The organism is Mycobacterium sp. NGS69, from assembly GCF_059812165.1.
In genome coordinates this window covers 479518-498357 of sequence record NZ_JCALCD010000004.1, presented here as the reverse complement: position 1 = coordinate 498357, position 18840 = coordinate 479518, and the positions used below count along the sequence as shown (strand labels likewise).

13 protein-coding genes are annotated in these 18840 nt (G+C 69.8%); 8 read left to right on the top strand and 5 right to left on the bottom strand.

The window, feature by feature from the left end:
* Positions 1-163: 163 nt before the first annotated feature.
* The 3 genes from AC5Y2S_RS15120 to AC5Y2S_RS15110 are packed head-to-tail and all read left to right on the top strand — an operon-like array spanning position 164 to position 3214.
* Positions 164-1153 carry a malate dehydrogenase gene (locus tag AC5Y2S_RS15120; protein WP_499956903.1) on the top strand — a complete coding sequence of 330 codons (990 nt, stop codon included), beginning with the start codon at positions 164-166 and terminating at the stop codon, positions 1151-1153.
* A 52-nt stretch (positions 1154-1205) separates the two neighbouring features.
* Complete coding sequence (locus tag AC5Y2S_RS15115) at positions 1206-2378, top strand: NAD(P)-dependent malic enzyme (RefSeq protein WP_499956902.1); 1173 nt, start codon at positions 1206-1208, stop codon at positions 2376-2378.
* A complete protein-coding gene (locus tag AC5Y2S_RS15110) occupies positions 2375-3214 on the top strand; it encodes a glycine betaine ABC transporter substrate-binding protein (RefSeq protein WP_499956901.1) in 840 nt (279 codons plus the stop codon). Before AC5Y2S_RS15115 ends, AC5Y2S_RS15110 begins: the two co-directional genes overlap by 4 nt.
* Here the strand turns inward: AC5Y2S_RS15110 and AC5Y2S_RS15105 are convergent.
* The 3 genes from AC5Y2S_RS15105 to AC5Y2S_RS15095 all read right to left on the bottom strand — a co-directional run bounded on the left by AC5Y2S_RS15105 (position 3211) and on the right by AC5Y2S_RS15095 (position 8869).
* Entirely contained in the window at positions 3211-4038 is an 828-nt protein-coding gene (locus AC5Y2S_RS15105) for an SDR family NAD(P)-dependent oxidoreductase (protein WP_499956900.1), read from the bottom strand. The genes AC5Y2S_RS15110 and AC5Y2S_RS15105 overlap by 4 nt on opposite strands.
* 207 nt (positions 4039-4245) lie before the next feature.
* Positions 4246-7947, bottom strand: coding sequence for a multifunctional oxoglutarate decarboxylase/oxoglutarate dehydrogenase thiamine pyrophosphate-binding subunit/dihydrolipoyllysine-residue succinyltransferase subunit (locus tag AC5Y2S_RS15100; protein WP_499956899.1), 3702 nt, complete (start codon positions 7945-7947; stop codon positions 4246-4248).
* A gap of 154 nt (positions 7948-8101) precedes the next feature.
* A complete protein-coding gene (locus AC5Y2S_RS15095; RefSeq protein ID WP_499956898.1) occupies positions 8102-8869 on the bottom strand; it encodes a hypothetical protein in 768 nt (255 codons plus the stop codon).
* A gap of 134 nt (positions 8870-9003) precedes the next feature.
* Here AC5Y2S_RS15095 and AC5Y2S_RS15090 point away from each other — a divergent pair, with 134 nt between their 5' ends.
* A complete protein-coding gene (locus tag AC5Y2S_RS15090; RefSeq protein WP_499956897.1) occupies positions 9004-10818 on the top strand; it encodes an MFS transporter in 1815 nt (604 codons plus the stop codon).
* Between the two features lie 105 nt (positions 10819-10923).
* Here the strand turns inward: AC5Y2S_RS15090 and AC5Y2S_RS15085 are convergent, their stop codons facing one another.
* Positions 10924-14409, bottom strand: a complete 3486-nt coding sequence (locus AC5Y2S_RS15085) for a TM0106 family RecB-like putative nuclease (RefSeq protein ID WP_499956896.1) — start codon at positions 14407-14409, stop codon at positions 10924-10926.
* Between the two features lie 179 nt (positions 14410-14588).
* On the opposite strand from AC5Y2S_RS15085, the gene AC5Y2S_RS15080 reads away from it, so the two are divergent.
* Positions 14589-14948, top strand: a complete 360-nt coding sequence (locus AC5Y2S_RS15080; RefSeq protein WP_499905023.1) for a hypothetical protein — start codon at positions 14589-14591, stop codon at positions 14946-14948.
* A 19-nt stretch (positions 14949-14967) separates the two neighbouring features.
* On the opposite strand, the gene AC5Y2S_RS15075 is transcribed toward AC5Y2S_RS15080, so the two are convergent.
* Positions 14968-15561 carry an LppP/LprE family lipoprotein gene (locus tag AC5Y2S_RS15075; protein WP_499957060.1) on the bottom strand — a complete coding sequence of 198 codons (594 nt, stop codon included), beginning with the start codon at positions 15559-15561 and terminating at the stop codon, positions 14968-14970.
* A gap of 250 nt (positions 15562-15811) precedes the next feature.
* On the opposite strand from AC5Y2S_RS15075, the gene AC5Y2S_RS15070 reads away from it, so the two are divergent.
* The 3 genes from AC5Y2S_RS15070 to AC5Y2S_RS15060 are packed head-to-tail and all read left to right on the top strand — an operon-like array spanning position 15812 to position 18836.
* The gene (locus tag AC5Y2S_RS15070) at positions 15812-17479 is read left to right on the top strand and encodes a DEAD/DEAH box helicase (RefSeq protein ID WP_499956895.1); all 1668 of its coding nucleotides are present in this window, start codon (positions 15812-15814) and stop codon (positions 17477-17479) included.
* Positions 17476-18618 carry an acyltransferase family protein gene (locus tag AC5Y2S_RS15065; protein WP_499956894.1) on the top strand — a complete coding sequence of 381 codons (1143 nt, stop codon included), beginning with the start codon at positions 17476-17478 and terminating at the stop codon, positions 18616-18618. The genes AC5Y2S_RS15070 and AC5Y2S_RS15065 overlap by 4 nt, the downstream gene beginning before the upstream one ends.
* Positions 18619-18659: 41 nt before the next feature.
* Positions 18660-18836: a hypothetical protein gene (locus tag AC5Y2S_RS15060; protein WP_499957076.1), complete on the top strand. Its 177-nt coding sequence runs from the start codon at positions 18660-18662 to the stop codon at positions 18834-18836.
* Positions 18837-18840: the final 4 nt, after the last annotated feature.

Here is an 18840-nt window from a genome sequence, read left to right as displayed (position 1 = left end):
ACCTCCGATCGCGGCGCGGGGTCGGGAAAGCGGTGCTTAATGCTACGCGTCCTGGTGAAACGCGGCGTGACGACTCCGCGCGCCCCGTGGACCGGAGATTTCGCGCCGACGGCGGTGCGCTAGTTTCGACGTCGACCGCAACTGTCCCGAGGAGTAAATCGACGTGAGCGCAAGTCCTGTCAAGGTCGCCGTCACCGGCGCCGCCGGCCAGATCGGCTACAGCCTGTTGTTCCGCCTGGCCAGCGGGGCGCTGCTGGGCGCCGACCGCCCGATCGAGCTGCGGCTGCTGGAGATCGAGCCGGCGCTCAAGGCGCTCGAGGGTGTCGTGATGGAGCTCGACGACTGCGCGTTCCCGCTGCTGTCGGGCGTCGCAATCGGCGCCGACCCGAACAAGATCTTCGACGGCGTGAACCTCGCCCTGCTCGTCGGCGCGCGGCCGCGCGGCCCGGGCATGGAGCGCGGCGACCTGCTGGAGGCCAACGGCGCGATCTTCACCGCGCAGGGCAAGGCGCTCAACTCGGTCGCCGCCGACGACGTGCGCGTCGGCGTCACGGGCAACCCGGCCAACACCAACGCGCTGATCGCGATGACCAACGCGCCTGACATCCCGAAGGAGCGGTTCTCGGCGCTCACCCGCCTCGACCACAACCGGGCGATCACACAGCTGGCCAAGAAGACCGGTGCCGCCGTCACCGACATCAAGAAGATGACGATCTGGGGCAACCACTCGGCCACCCAGTACCCCGACATCTTCCACGCCGAGGTCGGCGGCAAGAACGCGGCCGAGGTCGTGGGCGACCAGGCCTGGATCGAGAACGACTTCATCCCGACCGTCGCCAAGCGCGGCGCGGCGATCATCGACGCGCGCGGCGCCTCGTCGGCCGCGTCGGCCGCGTCGGCGACCATCGACGCCGCCCGCTCCTGGCTGCTGGGCAGCCCCGAGGGTGACTGGGTGTCGATGGCTGTCGTGTCCGACGGTTCCTACGGCGTGCCGGAGGGGCTGATCTCGTCGTTCCCGGTGACCACCAAGGACGGCAACTGGTCGATCGTGCAGGGCCTGGACATCGACGAGTTCTCCCGCGGGCGGATCGACAAGTCGACCGCGGAGCTGGCCGACGAGCGCAACGCGGTCACGGAGCTTGGGCTCATCTGAACCGATCCAGCAGAAATTAGGCCTACTAATGGGTAGCCCTTACCCTGGTGCGATGCCCGAAACCGCGCACCGGCAGCTGGCCATCGGAGACGACGAGATCTTCGACGCGCACGTAGGCGGGAAGCTTTCGGTGGCGCTCAGCGCGCCGCTGGACACCCAGCGCGCGTTGTCGATCGCGTACACCCCGGGCGTGGCGCAGGTCAGCCGCGCGATCGCCGCGGACCGCACCCTGGCGGCCCGCTACACCTGGTCGAACCGGCTGGTGGCCGTCGTCAGCGACGGCAGCGCGGTGCTGGGCCTGGGCGACATCGGGCCCGCGGCGTCGCTGCCGGTGATGGAAGGCAAGTGCGCCCTGTTCCAGGCGTACGGCGGGCTCAATGCGATCCCGATCGTGCTGGACACCAAGGACCCCGACGAGATCGTCGAAACGCTGGTGCGGCTGCGCCCGACGTTCGGCGCCGTCAACCTCGAGGACATCGCCGCCCCGCGCTGCTTCGAGATCGAACGGCGGGTCATCGAGGCGCTGGACTGCCCGGTGATGCACGACGACCAGCACGGCACCGCGATCGTCGTGCTGGCCGCGCTGATGGGCGCCAGCAAGTTGCTGGGCCGCGATATGTCCTCGCTGCGCGTCGTCGTCTGCGGCGCCGGCGCCGCCGGCGTGGCGTGCACGAACCTCCTTCTGACGATGGGTGTTTCGGACATCACAGTGGTCGACTCGCGCGGCATCCTGCACACGGGCCGCGACGACATGAACGGCGTCAAGGTCGATCTCGCGCGGCGGACCAATCCCGACGGCCTGTCCGGCGGCCTGGTCGAGGCGCTCGAGGGCGCGGACGTGTTCCTCGGCCTGTCGGGCGGCGTCGTCCCCGAGGAGCTGGTCGCCACGATGGCGCCGGGCGGGATCGTGTTCGCGCTGTCCAACCCGGACCCGGAAGTCGATCCGGAGGTCGCGGCCAAGTACGCGGCGGTGGTGGCCACCGGCCGCAGCGACTTCCCGAATCAGATCAACAACGTGCTGGCGTTCCCTGGCGTGTTCCGCGGCGCGCTGGACGCCGGGGCGCGCCGCATCACCGAGAAGATGATGGTGGCCGCCGCCGAGGCGATCTTCTCCGTCGTCAGCGACGACCTCGCGGTCGACCGGATCGTCCCGAGCCCGCTGGACGCCCGGGTCGGGGAAGCCGTCGCCGCCGCCGTCGCGATCGCTTCCGACTCTTCCGTGTGACCAGGCTCGCCGCCGCGCTGCTGGCCGCGCTGCTGGCGCTGGCGGGCTGCGGCGAGCGACGCCCGGCTCCCGAATTGGTGGTCGGGTCCCGGTCGTCGCTTTTGGCCGCCGTCTACGCGGCGGCGCTGCGGTCCTACGGCTTTGCGGCCCGGCCCGAAACCGTTCCCGACCCCATGGCCAAGCTGGATTCGGGCGCGTTCACCGTCGTGCCCGCGTTCACCGGCCAGACGTTGCGGCTGCTGCAGCCCGGTGCGACGGCGATGTCCGACGCGCAGGTCTACCGCGCGATGATCGCGGCGCTGCCCGAGGGCGTGCTGGCCGGCGACTACACCACCGCGGCCGAGGACAAGCCCGTGCTGCTGGTCACGCGGGCCACCGCCAAGGCGTGGGGCGGCCACGACCTCACCGCGGACCTGAGCGCGCTGCCGGCGCATTGTGACGGGCTGGCCGTCGGGGCGGTCGCGGGGTTTACCCCTCCCGCGGCGGTGGGTTCCTGCCGGCTGCCTATGCCGCGCCAATTCGCGTCCGAGGCAGCGCTTTTCGACGCCGTGCGGGGCGGGCAGCCGGCGGGGGGGTGGACCACCACCGCCGACCCGGCGAGCCCGGGCGACCTGGTCGCGCTGGCCGATGGCAAGCCCGCGCTGATCCAGGCGGAGAACGTGGTGCCGCTGTATCGACGCAACGCGCTGAGCGATCGGCAGCTGCTGGCGATCAACGAGGTGGCCGGCGTGCTGGACACCGCGGCGCTGGCCGACATGCGCCGGCAGGTGGCCGGCGGCGCCGACCCGCAGGCGGTGGCGGGCGGGTGGCTGGCCGAACACCCGCTGGGCCGCTAGGGCTTGGGCATCAGGCGGCCCATCACGGGGCCGAACAGCTGCTGGTAATACGGGCCGGCGACCCGCACCATCACGTCCAACAGCTTGGCGTCGGTGCCGACCAGCACCCGGGCCTTCTTCTTGCGGACCGCGTCCAGGATGACCTTGGCGGCGCGTTCCGGACTGGTCCGGGCGAGCCGCTTGTCGAACAGCTTGGCCAGTTGCTCGGGGTCGAGTCCCTCGGCGGCGGTCGCGTTGCGGGCGATCGCGGTCTGGATGCCGCCCGGGTGCACGGTGGTCACCGCGACCGGGTGACGGGCCAGCACCATTTCCTGCCGCAGCGCCTCGGTGAAGCCCCGGACGGCGAACTTGGCCGCGTTGTACGCCGCCTGCCCGGGCACCGAGAACAGCCCGAACACGCTCGAGACATTGATCACATGGCCGTCGCCGGAGGCGATCAGGTGCGGAAGGAACGCCTTGGTGCCGTTCACGACGCCCCAGAAGTCGACGTCCATCACCCGCTCGATGTCCTTGAACTGGCTGACCTCGACGTCCCCGGTGAACGCGATGCCCGCGTTGTTGTAGATCTGGTTGACCTTGCCGAAGTGTTCGGCGACCGAGTCGGCGTAGGCCAGGAAGGCCTCCCGCTCGGTGACGTTGAGCCGGTCCGCCTTGACCGGCGCGCCGATCGCCTTCAGCTTCTCCTCGGTTTGCGCCAGGCCCTCGGTGTCGACGTCGCTGATCGCCACCTTGGCGCCCGAGCGGGCCAGCTCGATCGCCAGCGCCCGCCCGATACCCGAACCGGCGCCCGTGACCACGGCGACCTTCCCCGCGAATCCCTGCATGAGCACCCTCCTCGTGTCGGCTCTCGTCGAGGCTAGACGGTACCCGGGGTTACGGATTACCCCGGCCCCGCGGGGCCGACGGCCGATAACGCTGCCCCTGAACGGCTCCTAAGCGCGAGCGTGCGCAAAATGCCGGCCAAAGCGGCGTGTCGCCGTACAGACATGCACGCTCGCCGTCGAAGGCGGCGAAGGCGGTCGAAGGCGGCGTCAGCGGAACGCGGTGTCCAGGATCTCCTGCTGCTCGACGGCGTGCACCTTCGATGAACCCGACGACGGCGCCGACATGGCCCGCCGCGAGATGCGCTTGAGCCCGGTTAGCTTGTCCGGCAACAGTTCTGGCAGCTCCAGCCCGAAGCGCGGCCACGCGCCCTGGTTGGCCGGCTCCTCCTGCACCCAGAAGAACTCCTCGGCCGCCGCGTAGCGGTCCAGCGTCTCGTTGAGCCGGCGCTTGGGCAGCGGGGCCAGCTGCTCTATGCGCACGATCGCGACGTCGTCGCGGTTGTCCTTGGCCTTGCGCGCCACCAGCTCGTAGTAGATCTTCCCGCTGGTCAGCAGGATCCGCCGGACCGCGCTGCGGTCGCCGATGCCGTCCTCGTAGGTGGGTTCCTCGAGCACCGAGCGGAACTTGATCTCGGTGAAGTCCTTGATGTCGCTGACGGCGGCCTTGTTGCGCAGCATCGACTTCGGCGTGAACACGATCAGCGGGCGCTGGATGCCGTCCAGCGCGTGCCGGCGCAACAGGTGGAAGTAGTTGGACGGTGTCGAGGGCATCGCGATGGTCATCGAACCCTCCGCCCACAGCTGCAGGAAGCGTTCGATGCGCCCGGAGGTGTGGTCGGGGCCCTGCCCCTCGTGCCCGTGCGGCAGTAGCAGCACCACGTTGGACAGCTGGCCCCACTTGGCCTCGCCCGAGCTGATGAACTCGTCGATGATCGACTGCGCGCCGTTGACGAAGTCGCCGAACTGCGCCTCCCACAACACAAGCGCGTCCGGGTTGCCCACGGTGTAGCCGTACTCGAAGCCGACGGCGGCGTACTCCGACAGCGGCGAGTCGTACACCAGGAACTTGCCGCCCGTCGGGGTGCCGTCGAGGTTCGTCGCCAGCAGCTGCAGCGGCGTGAACTCCTCCCCGGTGTTGCGGTCGATGATCACCGAATGCCGCTGGGAGAAGGTGCCGCGCCGGGTGTCCTGCCCGGACAGCCGCACCAGCTTGCCCTCTGACACCAGCGATCCCAGCGCCAGCAGCTCGCCGAACGCCCAGTCGATCTTGCCCTCGTAGGCCATCTCGCGGCGCTTTTCCAGCACCGGCTGAACCCGCGGGTGCGCGGTGAAACCGTCTGGCACGGAAAGGAAAGCGTCGCCGATGCGGGCCAGCAGCGACTTGTCCACCGCGGTGGCCAGCCCCGCGGGCACCGGCTGGTCGGCCTCCACCGACGCGCTGGGCTGCACGCCGTGCTTCTCCAGGTCGCGGACCTCGTTGAACACCCGCTCCAGCTGGCCCTGGTAGTCGCGCAGGGCGTCCTCGGCCTCCTTCAGCGAGATGTCGCCTCGGCCGATCAGGGCCTCGGTGTAGCTCTTGCGCGCCCCGCGCTTGGTGTCGACGACGTCGTACATGTACGGGTTGGTCATCGACGGGTCGTCGCCCTCGTTGTGGCCACGGCGCCGGTAGCACAGCATGTCGATGATGACGTCCTTGTGGAACCGCTGCCGGAAGTCGACGGCCAGCTTGGCCACCCACACGCACGCCTCCGGGTCGTCGCCGTTGACGTGGAAGATGGGCGCCCCCACCATCTTTGCGACGTCGGTGCAGTATTCGCTGGAGCGCGAGTACTCCGGCGCCGTGGTGAAGCCGATCTGGTTGTTGACGATGATGTGGATGGTGCCGCCGACGCGGTAGCCGGGCAGGTTCGCCAGGTTCAGCGTCTCGGCGACAACCCCTTGGCCGGCGAAGGCGGCGTCGCCGTGCATCATCATCGGCACGACGGAGAAGGCCTTTTCGTCGCCCTGGTCCTCGGCGCCGTGGCCCAGCAGGTCCTGCTTGGCCCGGACGAGGCCCTCCAGTACCGGGTCGACGGCCTCCAGGTGCGACGGGTTGGCGGTCAGCGACACCTGAATGTCGTTGTCGCCGAACATCTGCAGGTACACGCCGGTGGCGCCCAAGTGGTACTTGACGTCGCCGGAGCCGTGCGCCTGCGACGGGTTGAGGTTGCCCTCGAACTCGGAAAAGATCTGCGAGTACGGCTTGCCGACGATGTTGGCCAGCACGTTGAGCCGGCCGCGGTGCGGCATCCCGATGACCACCTCGTCGAGGCCGTGCTCGGCGCACTGGTCGATGGCCGCGTCCATCATCGGGATCACGCTTTCCGCGCCCTCCAGCGAGAATCGTTTCTGCCCAACGTATTTGGTCTGCAGGAACGTCTCGAATGCCTCGGCGGCGTTCAGCTTGCTCAGGATGAACTTCTGCTCCGCAACGGTCGGTTTGACATGCTTTGTCTCGATCCGCTCTTCCAGCCACCGCTGTTGTTCGGGTTCGAGGATGTGGGTGTACTCCACGCCGATGTGGCGGCAGTAGGCGTCGCGCAGCAGGCCCAGCACGTCGCGCAGTTTCTTGTATTCGCAGCCGGCGAAGCCGTTGACCTTGAAGATGCGGTCGAGGTCCCACAGCGTCAGGCCGTGGTTGAGGATTTCGAGGTCGGGGTGGCTGCGGAACCGGGTGCTGTCCAGGCGCAGCGGGTCGATGTCGGCCATCAGGTGCCCGCGGTTGCGGTAGGCCGCGATCAACTCCATCACCCGGGCGTTCTTGTCGACGATCGAGTCCGGGTTGTCGGTGCTCCAGCGCACCGGCAGGTACGGGTTGCCCAGCTCGCGGAAGATCTCGTCCCAGAAGGCATCCGAGAGCAGCATCTCGTGGATGGTGCGCAGGAAGTCGCCGGACTCGGCGCCCTGGATGATGCGGTGGTCGTAGGTCGAGGTCAGGGTGATCAGCTTGCCGATGCCCAACTCGGCGATGCGCTCCTCGCTGGCGCCCTGGAACTCGGCGGGGTACTCCATGGCGCCGACGCCGATGATGGCGCCCTGGCCGGCCATCAGCCGGGGCACCGAGTGCACGGTGCCGATGGTGCCCGGGTTGGTCAGCGAAATCGTCACGCCCGCAAAGTCTTCCGCGGTGAGCTTGCCGTCGCGGGCGCGGCGAACGATGTCCTCATAGGCGGTGACGAACTGCGCGAACCGCAATTCCTCGCAGCGCTTGATGCCCGCCACCACCAGGGAGCGCTTGCCGTCCTTGCCCTGCAGGTCGATGGCCAGGCCCAGGTTGGTGTGCGCGGGCGTGACCGCGGTCGGCTTGCCGTCGACCTCGGCGTAGTGCCGGTTCATGTTCGGGAACTGCTTGATCGCCTGCACCAGTGCGTAGCCCAGCAGGTGGGTGAAGGAGATCTTGCCGCCGCGGGTGCGCTTGAGCTGGTTGTTGATGACGATCCGGTTGTCGATGAGCAACTTGGCCGGGACGGCGCGGACGCTGGTCGCCGTCGGCACGTCCAGCGACGCGGACATGTTCTTGACGACGGCGGCGGCCGCGCCGCGCAGCACCTGCACCTCGTCGCCCTCGGCCGGCGGGGGAGCGGCGGACTTGGCCGGCGCCGCGGGTGCCTGCGCCGCCGGTGCGCCGTTGCCCGCGGTGGGCGCGGGCGGTGCCGGCTTGGTCTCGGCGGGCTTGGCCGCCGGGGCCGCGGCCTGTCCGTCGGAGGGGGCCGCGGGGGCGCTCGGGGCCACCTCGGTGGCGGGCTCGGGGTTGTAGTCGACCAGGAACTCGTGCCAGCTCGGGTCGACCGAGGAGGGGTCATCGCGGAACTTGCGGTACATCTCCTCGACCAGCCATTCGTTTTGCCCGAATGGTGAAATGTTGCTCACGGCCCGTGTTCGCCTCAATTCTTTTGTCCTGCAGGCGCGCTGTACGCGTTGCTAGCGGGGCACCTCACTCCCGCGATGGTCCTGGAACGTTTCCGCCCCAATAAAGGCTAACCGTTCGCGGGAGATTCGCGAGAGGGACCGGGTCAGGCGGCCGTTAGCCGGCTTCGTGGATCGGCGGCAACAGCCGCAAGGTGCTCGGCCAGCGCGAGGGCGGCAGGCCGAACGCGTGGCTGGCGTTGCGGACGATCTTCCTGCCCACCATCCGGTTGCCGGCGCCGCCGACCACGGCGCCGATGCCGACGGGCAACGCCTTGCCGAACATCAGGGCGCCCTTGCGCACGGTGTAGCGCTTGACGAAGTAGCCGAGCATCCGGGTGTTCAGCCGCGACAGCGTCGGCAACGGCAGCGAGGCCATGCCCTCGGCCAGCCAGCCCCCGTTGGTGCGGCCGGGCCCGATCAGCTCGCCGATGGCGCGCTGGCTGTCGTCGCCGACCAGGACGGCAAGGACCAGCGCGCGGCGCCGTTCGCGGTGGTCGGCCGGGACGTTGTAAACGACGGCCTTGGCCAGCACGAACAGCGCGGTGGCCTCGATGAAGAAGACGGTTTCCCCGGCGCCGGCGGACACCGCCGTCAACGTGCCGACCCCGGGAAACGTCGCGGCCGAGCCGACCGCGGCGCCGCTGGCCGTCAGCGCCGCCAGGAAGCGCTTCTCCAGCTTGGCGTCGATTTCGGCGGGGCCGGCGGCGGGGTGTGCGCGGCGCAGCCTCGACACGTAGGCCTCCGCGGCGGGTCCGTGTATCCGGGTGCTCCGCTCGATGACCTGCGCCAATGCCCGCGCCGACGCCTTCGGCCGGCCGCCCTGGCCGGCCGGCGCCTGCTCCGGCGTCGACATGGGTGACGTTCTGTTCCGTCGGGCCCGCATCCTGCCTCGCTTCCACATGTCCTTCCAGGCTAACGTGCGCTCACCGATCCGCGGCCGAGCGGCGCATTTGCCCACGCGGGATAATGCGGGCTGGGTGGCGATTCACGCCAAGGGTGTGAGGGGGTTTAGGTCAGATGAACGCGGCGACGCCTCGGTCGCCGGGGGAGAGCCGGCGCGCGGGGCCGAGTCGCGCCGAGTTCGTGAAGCGCTGGAACTCCCTGCTCGCGTCCGGCCCGCGGAACCCGTGGAACGCGCTCTTCGCGATGATGATCGGCTTCTTCATGATCATGGTCGACTCCACCATCGTGGTCATCGCCAACCCGACCATCAAGATCGACCTGCACACCGGGTACGCCACCGTGGTCTGGGTGACCAGCGCCTACCTGCTGGGGTGCGCGGTGGTGTTGCTGGTTGCCGGGCGGCTCGGCGACCGGTTCGGCACCAAGAACCTCTATCTCATCGGGCTGAGCCTGTTCACCGTCGCGTCGATCGGGTGCGGGCTGTCGGGCAGCGTGGCGGTGCTGATCGCCGCCCGAGTGGCCCAGGGGGTCGGCGCCGGCGTGCTGACCCCGCAGACGCTGTCGATGATCACCCGGGTCTTCCCGCCGGAGCGGCGCGGTGTCGCGGTCAGCGTGTGGGGCACCACCGCCGGCGTGGCCACCCTGGTCGGGCCGCTGGCCGGCGGCGCGCTGGTCGACGGGCTGGGCTGGCAGTGGATCTTCTTCGTCAACGTCCCCATCGGCGTCGCCGGGCTGGCGCTGGCCGCGTGGCTGGTGCCCGTGCTGCCCACCCAGGCGCAGCGCTTCGACCTGGTGGGCGTCGCGTTGTCCGGGCTGGGCATGTTCCTGATCGTCTTCGGCCTGCAGGAGGGCCAGGCCGCTCACTGGCAGCCGTGGGTCTGGGCGATGATCGTCGCCGGTGTCGGGTGCATGTCGATGTTCGTGTACTGGCAGGCCGTCAACACCCGCGAGCCGCTGATCCCGCTGCGCATCTTCGCCGACCGCGACTTCGGCCTGTGCAACGCCGGGGTCGCGGTCACCGCGTTCGCGATGACGGCGATGATGCTGCCGCTGCCGTTCTTCCTGCAGGCCGGGTGCGGGCTGTCGTCGACGCGTTCGGCGCTGGTGATCGCGCCGATGGCGGTGGTGGGCGGTGCGCTCGCGCCGTTCGTGGGCATGATCGTCGACCGGTACCACCCGGGGCCGGTGCTCGGCTTCGGGTTCTCGACGATGGCGATCGGGCTCACCTGGCTGTCGTTCGAGATGTCCCCGTCGACGCCGATCTGGCGGCTGCTGCTGGCGTTCGCCGTGATCGGGGTGGGCAGCGCGTTCGTGTGGGCGCCGCTGACGGCGACCGCGACGCGCAACCTGGCCCCCGAGCTGGCCGGGGCGGGTTCGGCGGTCTTCAACTCGGTGCGGCAGCTCGGGGCGGTCCTCGGCAGCGCGGGCATGGCCGCGTTCATGACATGGCGGATCGGGTCCGAGATGCCGTCGGCCGCCCCGTCGGCCACGGCGGAGGACGCCACCGCCGTGCAGCTTCCCGAGTTGCTGCGCGAGCCGTTCGCGGCGGCGATGGCGCAGTCGGTGTTGTTGCCCGCGTTCGTCGTGCTGTTCGGCGTCGTCGCCGCGCTGTTCGTGCTCGGGTTCGCGCCGTCGGCGGACGCGGCCGGCGAGCTGCCGGATGAGGGCGACGATTACGACGACTATGACGACGACGACTATGTCGAGTTTCTGCTGGTTCGTGAACCGGACGTGGCGCCCCCGCCGCCGCGCGCCCGGGCGGCGCCGGCGCACAAGCCGGTCCCGTCCGGACCGATCGGCTTCGCGCACAACGGGTCTCGCGTCGAGGGCGGGAAGCGGTTCCGTCCGATGGCCTCACCGGGCCACCGCTACCGCGCCGATCCCGACGACGACCCCGCCGGCTACGGCCGGCACTCGGGGGGGAAGTAGTCGCAAGGCGGTCGTTGCTCACTTGAGTGTGCATTTGGGGCTTTGATTGTGCGTCCTGGGAGGGGAATTCGCCGAGATCTCGCCGTGGCTTCACGCGCAAGGCCCTCAGTGCACATGGGAGGCCCTCAGCGCACACTCAACGGTGGCGGGGACGGCATTTGGGTTGGAGAGTGCGCGACCACACTCGGCGGACGAGCCCTGCGTCAGCGCCAGGAACGCGCCCAGGTCGACCAGGCCGCCCGGCGTGCCGGGGAGAAACTCCGTGAGCAGCCGCGACCGCACGATCACCGCCGCGTACTGCGCCCTGCTGATGGCGACGTTGAGCCGATTCCGGTTGAGCAGGAACGAGATCCCGCGTGGCACCACGTCGATCGACGATGCCGTCATCGACACGAACACCACCGGTGCCTGGCCGCCCTGGAACTTGTCGACGGTCCCGACCCGGACCGCGCCGAGCCCGGCCTCGCTGAGCCGACGTCGGATCAGGGTCACCTGGGCGTTGTAGGGCGCCAGCACCAGCACGTCGGGGGCGGCCAGCGGCCGGGTGCCGTGCTCGTCGGTCCACGCCCGGCCCAGCAGCGCCTCGATGTGGGCGGCGATCGCGTGGGCCTCCTCGGGGCTCTCGGTCGAATTGCCGTGGTGTTCAACGACGCTCACGTGCACGCCGGGGCTTTGCCCGTCGAGGCGGCGCGCCTCGGTGCACTCGTGGGAATGCAGCCGGCCCTCGTAGGACAGCGCGGAAACCGCGGCGCAGACCGCCGGATGCATGCGGTAGGAACAGTCCAGGAAGTAGCCGCGCTCGTCGGGCAGGGTGCGCCGGCCGTCCACCAGCCAGTCCAGCGCCGACGTGTCGACCGGTTCCGGATGCGTTCCCTGGCTGACCTGTGGCAGCTGCTGCGGGTCGCCGAGCAGCAGCAGGTTGGCGGCCGCCGGCGCCACGGCGATGGTGTTGGCCAGGCAGAACTGGCCCGCCTCGTCGATCACCAGCAGGTCCAGGCTGCCCGGCGGCACCCGGCTCGGGTTGGCGAAATCCCAGGCGGTGCCGCCGATCACGCAGCCTTTCGTGTTCGCGATGAAGGCCGCGTACTCGCCGGAGTCGATCTCCTGCCAGCGGGGGGCGTCGTGCCCGGCGGGTTTCTTGGCGACCCGGGCCGGATCCAGTCCGGCGTCGATCACGCAGCCCAACAGGTTCTCCACGGTGGCGTGGGATTGCGCGACCACGCCGACGCGCCAGCCATGTTCGGCGACAAGGGTTTTGATCACCCGGGCGGCGGTGTGCGTCTTGCCGGTGCCGGGCGGGCCGTGCACGGCGAGGTAGGACGAGTCGAGATCGAGTGCGGCGGCGCTGATGTCGTCGATCGTGTCGGCGCCGCGCGGCAGCGGGGCGCCGCTTTTCGTGCGGGGCGCGCGGCGCAGCAGGACGTCGATCACCGCGGCGGGCGGCAGAGTTGGCAGGCCGGCGGCGAGGGCGGCCGCGGTCGTCTCGATCGCCTCCCGTAACGCCGTCGTGGCAATCGGCGGCCCCGGGGTGAGCGCGAACGGCAGCTGGTCAAAGGTGCTGCCGTCCTTGCCGACTCGCTCGGCGATGACCACCGTGGTGGGCACCGCCGGGTCATCGACCGACACGACCTCGGCGCGGCCCGCGGCGCGCCGGTCGGGGTTGTCGGTCATGCCCGGCGGGGCGGGGGGCTCGTAGAGCGCGAAGACCTCGGTCATCAGGTCGCCGCGCGCCAGCTCTCCCTCCAGGCGCACGTGTCGCCGCGGCTTGCGCGCGCGGGGCGGGGTGTGCCAGTCAGCGTCCACCGACGCCGTCTCGGCGAGGAAGACATCGGTGTCGTCGGACCACTCCTCGACAGGGAAGTTCAGCCGGTCGAAATGCGCCCACCAGAACGGCTTGTCCTCGCGCCGGTGGTAGCCGCGCGCCGCGGCCACCAGCGCCACCGCCGTCTGCTCCGGCGTGCGGTCGGCGACGCCGGCGTCGCCGGTGAACGCCGACAACGTCATCGCCAGCTGGTCGCGGTCCTCGACCCGGTTTCCTTCCGGAACCGGTTGCGCGCCAATCGGTACGACGCCGGACTCGTAGGCGCGCAGCATCAGCCAGTTGCGTAAAGCCTGTGTCGACCGGCAGTCGTAGTGGTTGTAGTCCTCGATCTCCTTAAGCACCGACGCGGCGCCGTCGAATTCGCCGGCGGCCCGTAGCTCGCAGTAGCGGGCGTAGGAGGTGATCGACTCGGTGGCCGTCGTGACGTGGCCCGCGCGCAGCTGTGAACCCATGTACAGCGGCTCGAGCGCCTTGAGGCCGAACGACTCCGCGCCCACCCGAATGCTCTTGCGCACCACGGGGTACAGGTCGACCAGCGTGCCGCTGCGCAGCAGCTCGTCCACGTCGTCCTCACCGACCCCGTACCGCCCGGCGAGCCGCAACAGCGCGGCCTTCTCGTAGGGCGCGTAGTGGTAGATGTGCATGTTGGGGCGGCGCTTGCGGCGCTTTTTCACCATCGCGAGAAAGTCGGTGAGCGCCTTGCGCTCGTCCACCCGGTCGTGCGCCCACAGCGGGTGGAAATTCCCGGCGGCCTCCAGGACGCCAAACAGATATTCCAGGCCCCAGTCGCGCCCGTCGGCCGTCCACAGCGGGTCGCCCTCGAAGTCGAAGAACAGGTCGCCGGGGTCGGGCTCGGGCAGCAGGGTCAGCGGCTGCGGGTCGACGATCTCGAATTGCGGGGTTTCGGTGTCGCGTTGGCGCACTTGCAGTTTGGCCTGCGCGGTCAGTTTGTTCAGCGCGCTCGGCGCCAGGTCGGCGACCGGCTTGGTGCCCTCGGCCAGCTCGGCGACGGTGGTGATGCCGGCGTCGATCAGCTTGTCGCGCTGGGTGACTCGCATCCCGGCGACCAGCAGCAGGTCGTCGGTGGCGCGCAACTGTTCGGTGCACAGCGGGCAGTGGAAGCACGCGCCGACGTGTTGGTTGTCCCAGCGCACCGGGGTGCCCGCGGCGAAATGCTCGTCGAGTAGCCGCTGCAAAAGCGCGCGCTGGGAACGGTAGACCGGGATCAGGTCGCCGATGCGGTAGCGCACGACGGCGCCGTCGCCCAGCGCCAGCTCCGCCTCCGGCGACACCGGGATGCCCGAGGCGCGCAGCGTGTCGGCGTAGGCGGCCAGCTGCAGCAGCGCGGGCACCTTGGGCGAGCGGGCCAGCTTGGTGTCGGTGACGCGGTACCGCTCGCCGTCGAGCACCAGAAAGTCGGCGAATCCGACGAACCGCCCGTCGAACATCGCGGCCTGATACACCACCGGGGCGCGGTTGGCGATCGCGCGCCGGGTTGCCTCGGCTGCGGCCGTCAGCCCGGCGAGCGTGTAGGCCGGGCGGCCGATCGCCGCGACGCCGTCGCCGAGTTCGGCGCGGTATCGGTCGAGGCGGCGTTGTTCGAGCTCGGTGCCGAGGGCGGAGGTTCGCGCGAGCAGGTCGTCCTCGACGGCGACGGCGGGGCCGCGGCCGAGTTTCGCGTCGAAATCACGCAATAGGGCGTATTCGCACCGGGCGGCGGACGCGAGGTCCGACGCGCTGTAGACGACGGTTTCGTCGGTGACGAACACAGCTGCAACTGTAGGTGAGGGGGCCGACACGGCTCGGTTGGGTCGGGCCCGCGGGCGGGTCGGCCGCTGAGGGTATTTGGTTGACACCGCGTGTGAAATGCATTGTTCGGCAAGGTAATCAGCGACCTCGGTGGGCCGCGTGCTACGGCGCCCCGGCCAGGCGGTAGCTTCGGCAGGTGATCGTCACGGGGGCCTTTCTCGCCGAAGCGGCAGAGGTGGTCGACAACAAGCTCGACGTGCGTGGCGGCGTGCTGTCCCGATTCGTCGTCGGGCCAGACCGGTTCGCCACCTTTCTGCTCGTGGTGCTGACCCAGTCCGAAGCCGACGATGGGGACGGGCGGGTCGACGTCGAGATCTGGCCCCCGACCGGTGACAAGCCCCTTCAGGTCGCCTTCGAGCTGCCGCCGGCGGCCACCGTCGGTGAAATCGGGTTCGCCTTCTTCCCGGTCTCGGTGGCCATGCCCGTCGATGGCCGGTGGGTGATCGTCGTCGCCGGCGGCCCCGGCGTGATCTCGCTTCCGCTCATTGTCAGCAGCTGACGCGGGGCCGCCCCCGGGTTCAGTGGCCGGGGCCGTTACCGATCAGCTGGACACCGTTGCCGTCCCAATGGAACCGCACGTCGGTGTTGAGGCCGTTGACCCCGCCGGGGTAGGTCAACGCGACCGTGTCGCCGGTGGTTTGCGCGGCGTCGATGCCGTTGAACCCGTAGGTGTCGGGCACCCCCTGCGGAATGAACTGGCCCAGGTGGAACAGCACCGCGCGGGTGGTCGGATTCACGGCGTTGGTGTTGGCCTTGATGATCACCGCCGACAGCTGCGCGCACTCGTTGTAGTTGCCGGCCACCGGTTCGGGATTCCAGGGCTGCTGGCTGCGCGGGTCTTTCGGCAGTTCGGAGACGACCTTGGCGATGGTGGGGGAGGCCAGGTTCACCGCGCACGGGTCGGGCGCCGCGCTGCTCGGCGGGGCGGCGGTCCCGGACGTCGGGATGGGCGTGGCGGGGGCGGTTATCGACGCGGTCGAGGTCGTGGTGGCCTGCGGCGTCTTGGCGACGGTGGAATCTCCCGAACCGCATCCGGTCAAAGCGATGGAGGCCGACGCGAGAACGGCTACGCCCGTCAGCGCGCGGCAGGGTAGCGAGCACACATCGCGCAACCTACCGTCATCCGGGCCGGCGTTGTGGCAGGTGTGCCAGCGTGCCGTAGGAGCGACCGCCAATCGCACTGGTCCCGATGGTGGCGACCCGCAGCGCCCAGCTTCGCTGGCCTCGCGATCGCACTGGTCCCGATGGTGGCGACCCGCAGCGCCCAGCTTCGCTGGCCTCGCGATCGCACTGGTCCCGATGGTGGCGACCCGCAGCGCCCAGCTTCGCTGGCCTCGCGATCGCCACTAGACTCTTGACACGATGACCCTTCCGGACAGCCCGCCCGAGGCTGCCTCTCCCACGTTCGCGGACCTGCAGATTCACCCTGCGGTCCTGAAGGCGACCGCCGACGTCGGCTACGAGACGCCGACGGCCATCCAGGCGGCGACGATCCCGCCGCTGATGGCCGGGTCCGACGTCGTCGGGCTGGCGCAGACCGGCACCGGCAAGACGGCGGCGTTCGCGATCCCGATCCTGTCCAAGATCGACGTCAAGAGCACCGCGACGCAGGCGCTGGTGCTGGCGCCCACCCGCGAGCTGGCGCTGCAGGTGGCCGAGGCGTTCAGCCGCTACGGCGCGCACCTGCCGCAGATCCACGTGCTGCCGATCTACGGCGGTTCGTCCTACGGCGTGCAGCTGGCCGGGCTGCGGCGCGGCGCGCAGGTGGTGGTCGGCACCCCGGGGCGCGTCATCGACCACCTCGAGCGCGGCACGCTGGACCTGTCCCACATCGACTACCTGGTGCTCGACGAGGCCGACGAGATGCTCACCATGGGCTTCGCCGAGGACGTCGAGCGCATCCTGTCCGAAACCCCGGAATACAAACAGGTCGCCCTGTTCTCGGCGACCATGCCGCCGGCGATCCGCAAGCTCACCAAGAAGTACCTGCACGACCCGTTCGAGGTCACCGCGAAGGCGAAAACCGCCACCGCCGAGAACATTTCGCAGCGCTACATCCAGGTCGCGGGGCCCCGCAAGATGGACGCGCTCACCCGCCTTCTCGAGGTGGAGCCGTTCGAGGCGATGATCGTGTTCGTCCGCACCAAGCAGGCCACCGAGGAGGTCGCCGAAAAGCTTCGGGCCCGAGGGTTTTCCGCCGCCGCCATCAACGGCGACATCCCGCAGGCGCAGCGCGAGCGGACCATCGCCGCCCTCAAGAGTGGCAGCATCGACATCCTGGTCGCCACCGACGTGGCCGCAAGAGGCCTTGATGTGGAACGCATCTCGCATGTGCTGAATTACGACATCCCGCACGACACCGAGTCCTACGTGCACCGCATCGGGCGCACCGGGCGGGCCGGGCGCTCGGGCACCGCGGTGTTGTTCGTGTCCCCGCGCGAGCGCCACCTGCTCAAGGCGATCGAAAAGGCCACCCGGCAAACCCTCACCGAGGCCGAGCTGCCCACCGTCGAGGACGTCAACACCCAGCGCATCACGAAATTCGGCGACTCCATCACCGACGCGCTCAGCGCCCCGGAAATCGACTTGTTCCGCAAGCTGGTGCAGGACTACGAGCGCGAGCACGACGTCCCGATGGCCGACATCGCCGCGGCGCTGGCGGTGCAGTCCCGCGACGGCGAGGCGTTCCTGATGGCGCCCGAACCGCCGCCGGAACGCCGCGAGCGTCAGGAGCGCCAAGAACGCCCCGAAAGGCCAAGGCAGCAAAGAAACTTCGCCACCTACCGGATCTCGGTGGGCAAGCGGCACAAGATCGGCCCCGGCGCGATCGTCGGCGCCATCGCCAACGAGGGCGGCCTGCACCGCAGCGACTTCGGCCACATCGCCATCGGGCCCGACTTCTCGCTGGTGGAACTGCCGGCCAAACTACCCAGGGCGACGCTGAAAAAGCTTGAGCAGACCCGCATCTCGGGCGTGCTGATCGACCTGCGGCCGGACCGCTCACCGGGCAAAACGAAACCACGCCGGTGACGCTCTCCGAGGAACGCGACGCCCAGGGCGGGCTCGAGCAGGTCTCGCACGTCGACCGCGTCGCGTCGCTGACCGGCATCCGCGCCGTCGCCGCGCTCACCGTCGTCGGCACCCACGCCGCCTACACCACCGGCAAGTACACCCACGGCTACTGGGGACTGGTCGGCTCCCGGCTGGAGATCGGCGTCCCGATCTTCTTCGTGCTGTCGGGCTTCCTGCTGTTTCGCCCGTGGGTGAAGTCGGCCGCCACCGGCGGCCCGCCGCCGTCGCTGAGTCGCTATGCGCGGCACCGGGTTCGGCGCATCATGCCCGCCTACGTCATCACCGTGCTGCTCGCCTACGTGCTCTACCACTTCCGCGAGGCCGGCCCGAACCCCGGGCACACCTGGCTGGGGCTGGTGCGCAACCTGACCCTGACGCAGATCTACTGCAACGGCTACCTCGGCAAGTACCTGCACCAGGGCCTGACGCAGATGTGGAGCCTGGCTGTGGAGGCCTCGTTCTACGTCGTGCTGCCGCTGCTGGCCTACCTGCTGCTGGTCCTGATCACCCGGCGGCAGTGGCGGCCGAAGTTGGTGCTGGCCGCCCTTGGCGCGATGGCGCTGATCAGCCCGGGCTGGCTGGTCCTGGTTCACACCGACCACTGGTTCCCCGACGGCGCCCGGCTCTGGCTGCCGACCTACCTGGCCTGGTTCCTGGCCGGCATGGCGCTGGCCGTGCTGCAGGCGATGAAGGCGCACTGCTACGCATTCATGGCCATCCCGCTGGCGGTCATCTGCTATTTCATCGCCTCCACCCCGATCGCCGGCGCACCCACGACGTCACCGGCGACGCTGAGCCAGGCCGTCTGCAAGACCGTCTTCTACGCCGTCATCGCCGCGCTCGCGGTGGCGCCGCTGGCGTTGGGAAATCAGGGCACGTACGCGCGGCTGCTGGCCAGCCGGCCGATGGTGTGGCTGGGCGAGATCTCCTACGAGATTTTCCTGATCCACCTCATCACCATGGAATTCGCGATGGTCTACATCGTCCGCGCGCACGTCTACACCGGCTCGATGGGCTACCTGTTCGTCGCGACGCTGGCCGTGACGATCCCGCTCGCCTGGCTCCTGCACCGCTTCACCCGGGTCAAGGACGGCTAGGTGGCCGACGACGGGGACGGCGCGACGGCCGTTCACCCCGCTTGACCCTGCTCGCGGTGTGCCTCGCGGTGTTCATGTTGCTGCTCGACATGACCATCGTCTCCGCCGCGCTCGCCAACATCCAGGCGTCCCTGGATGCCGACCTCAGCGGCCTGCAGTGGGTGGCGGAGCCGCCCACGGGTGATGGTCGTGCCGGGAGGCTGGTGTGCCGGAAGTGACGAA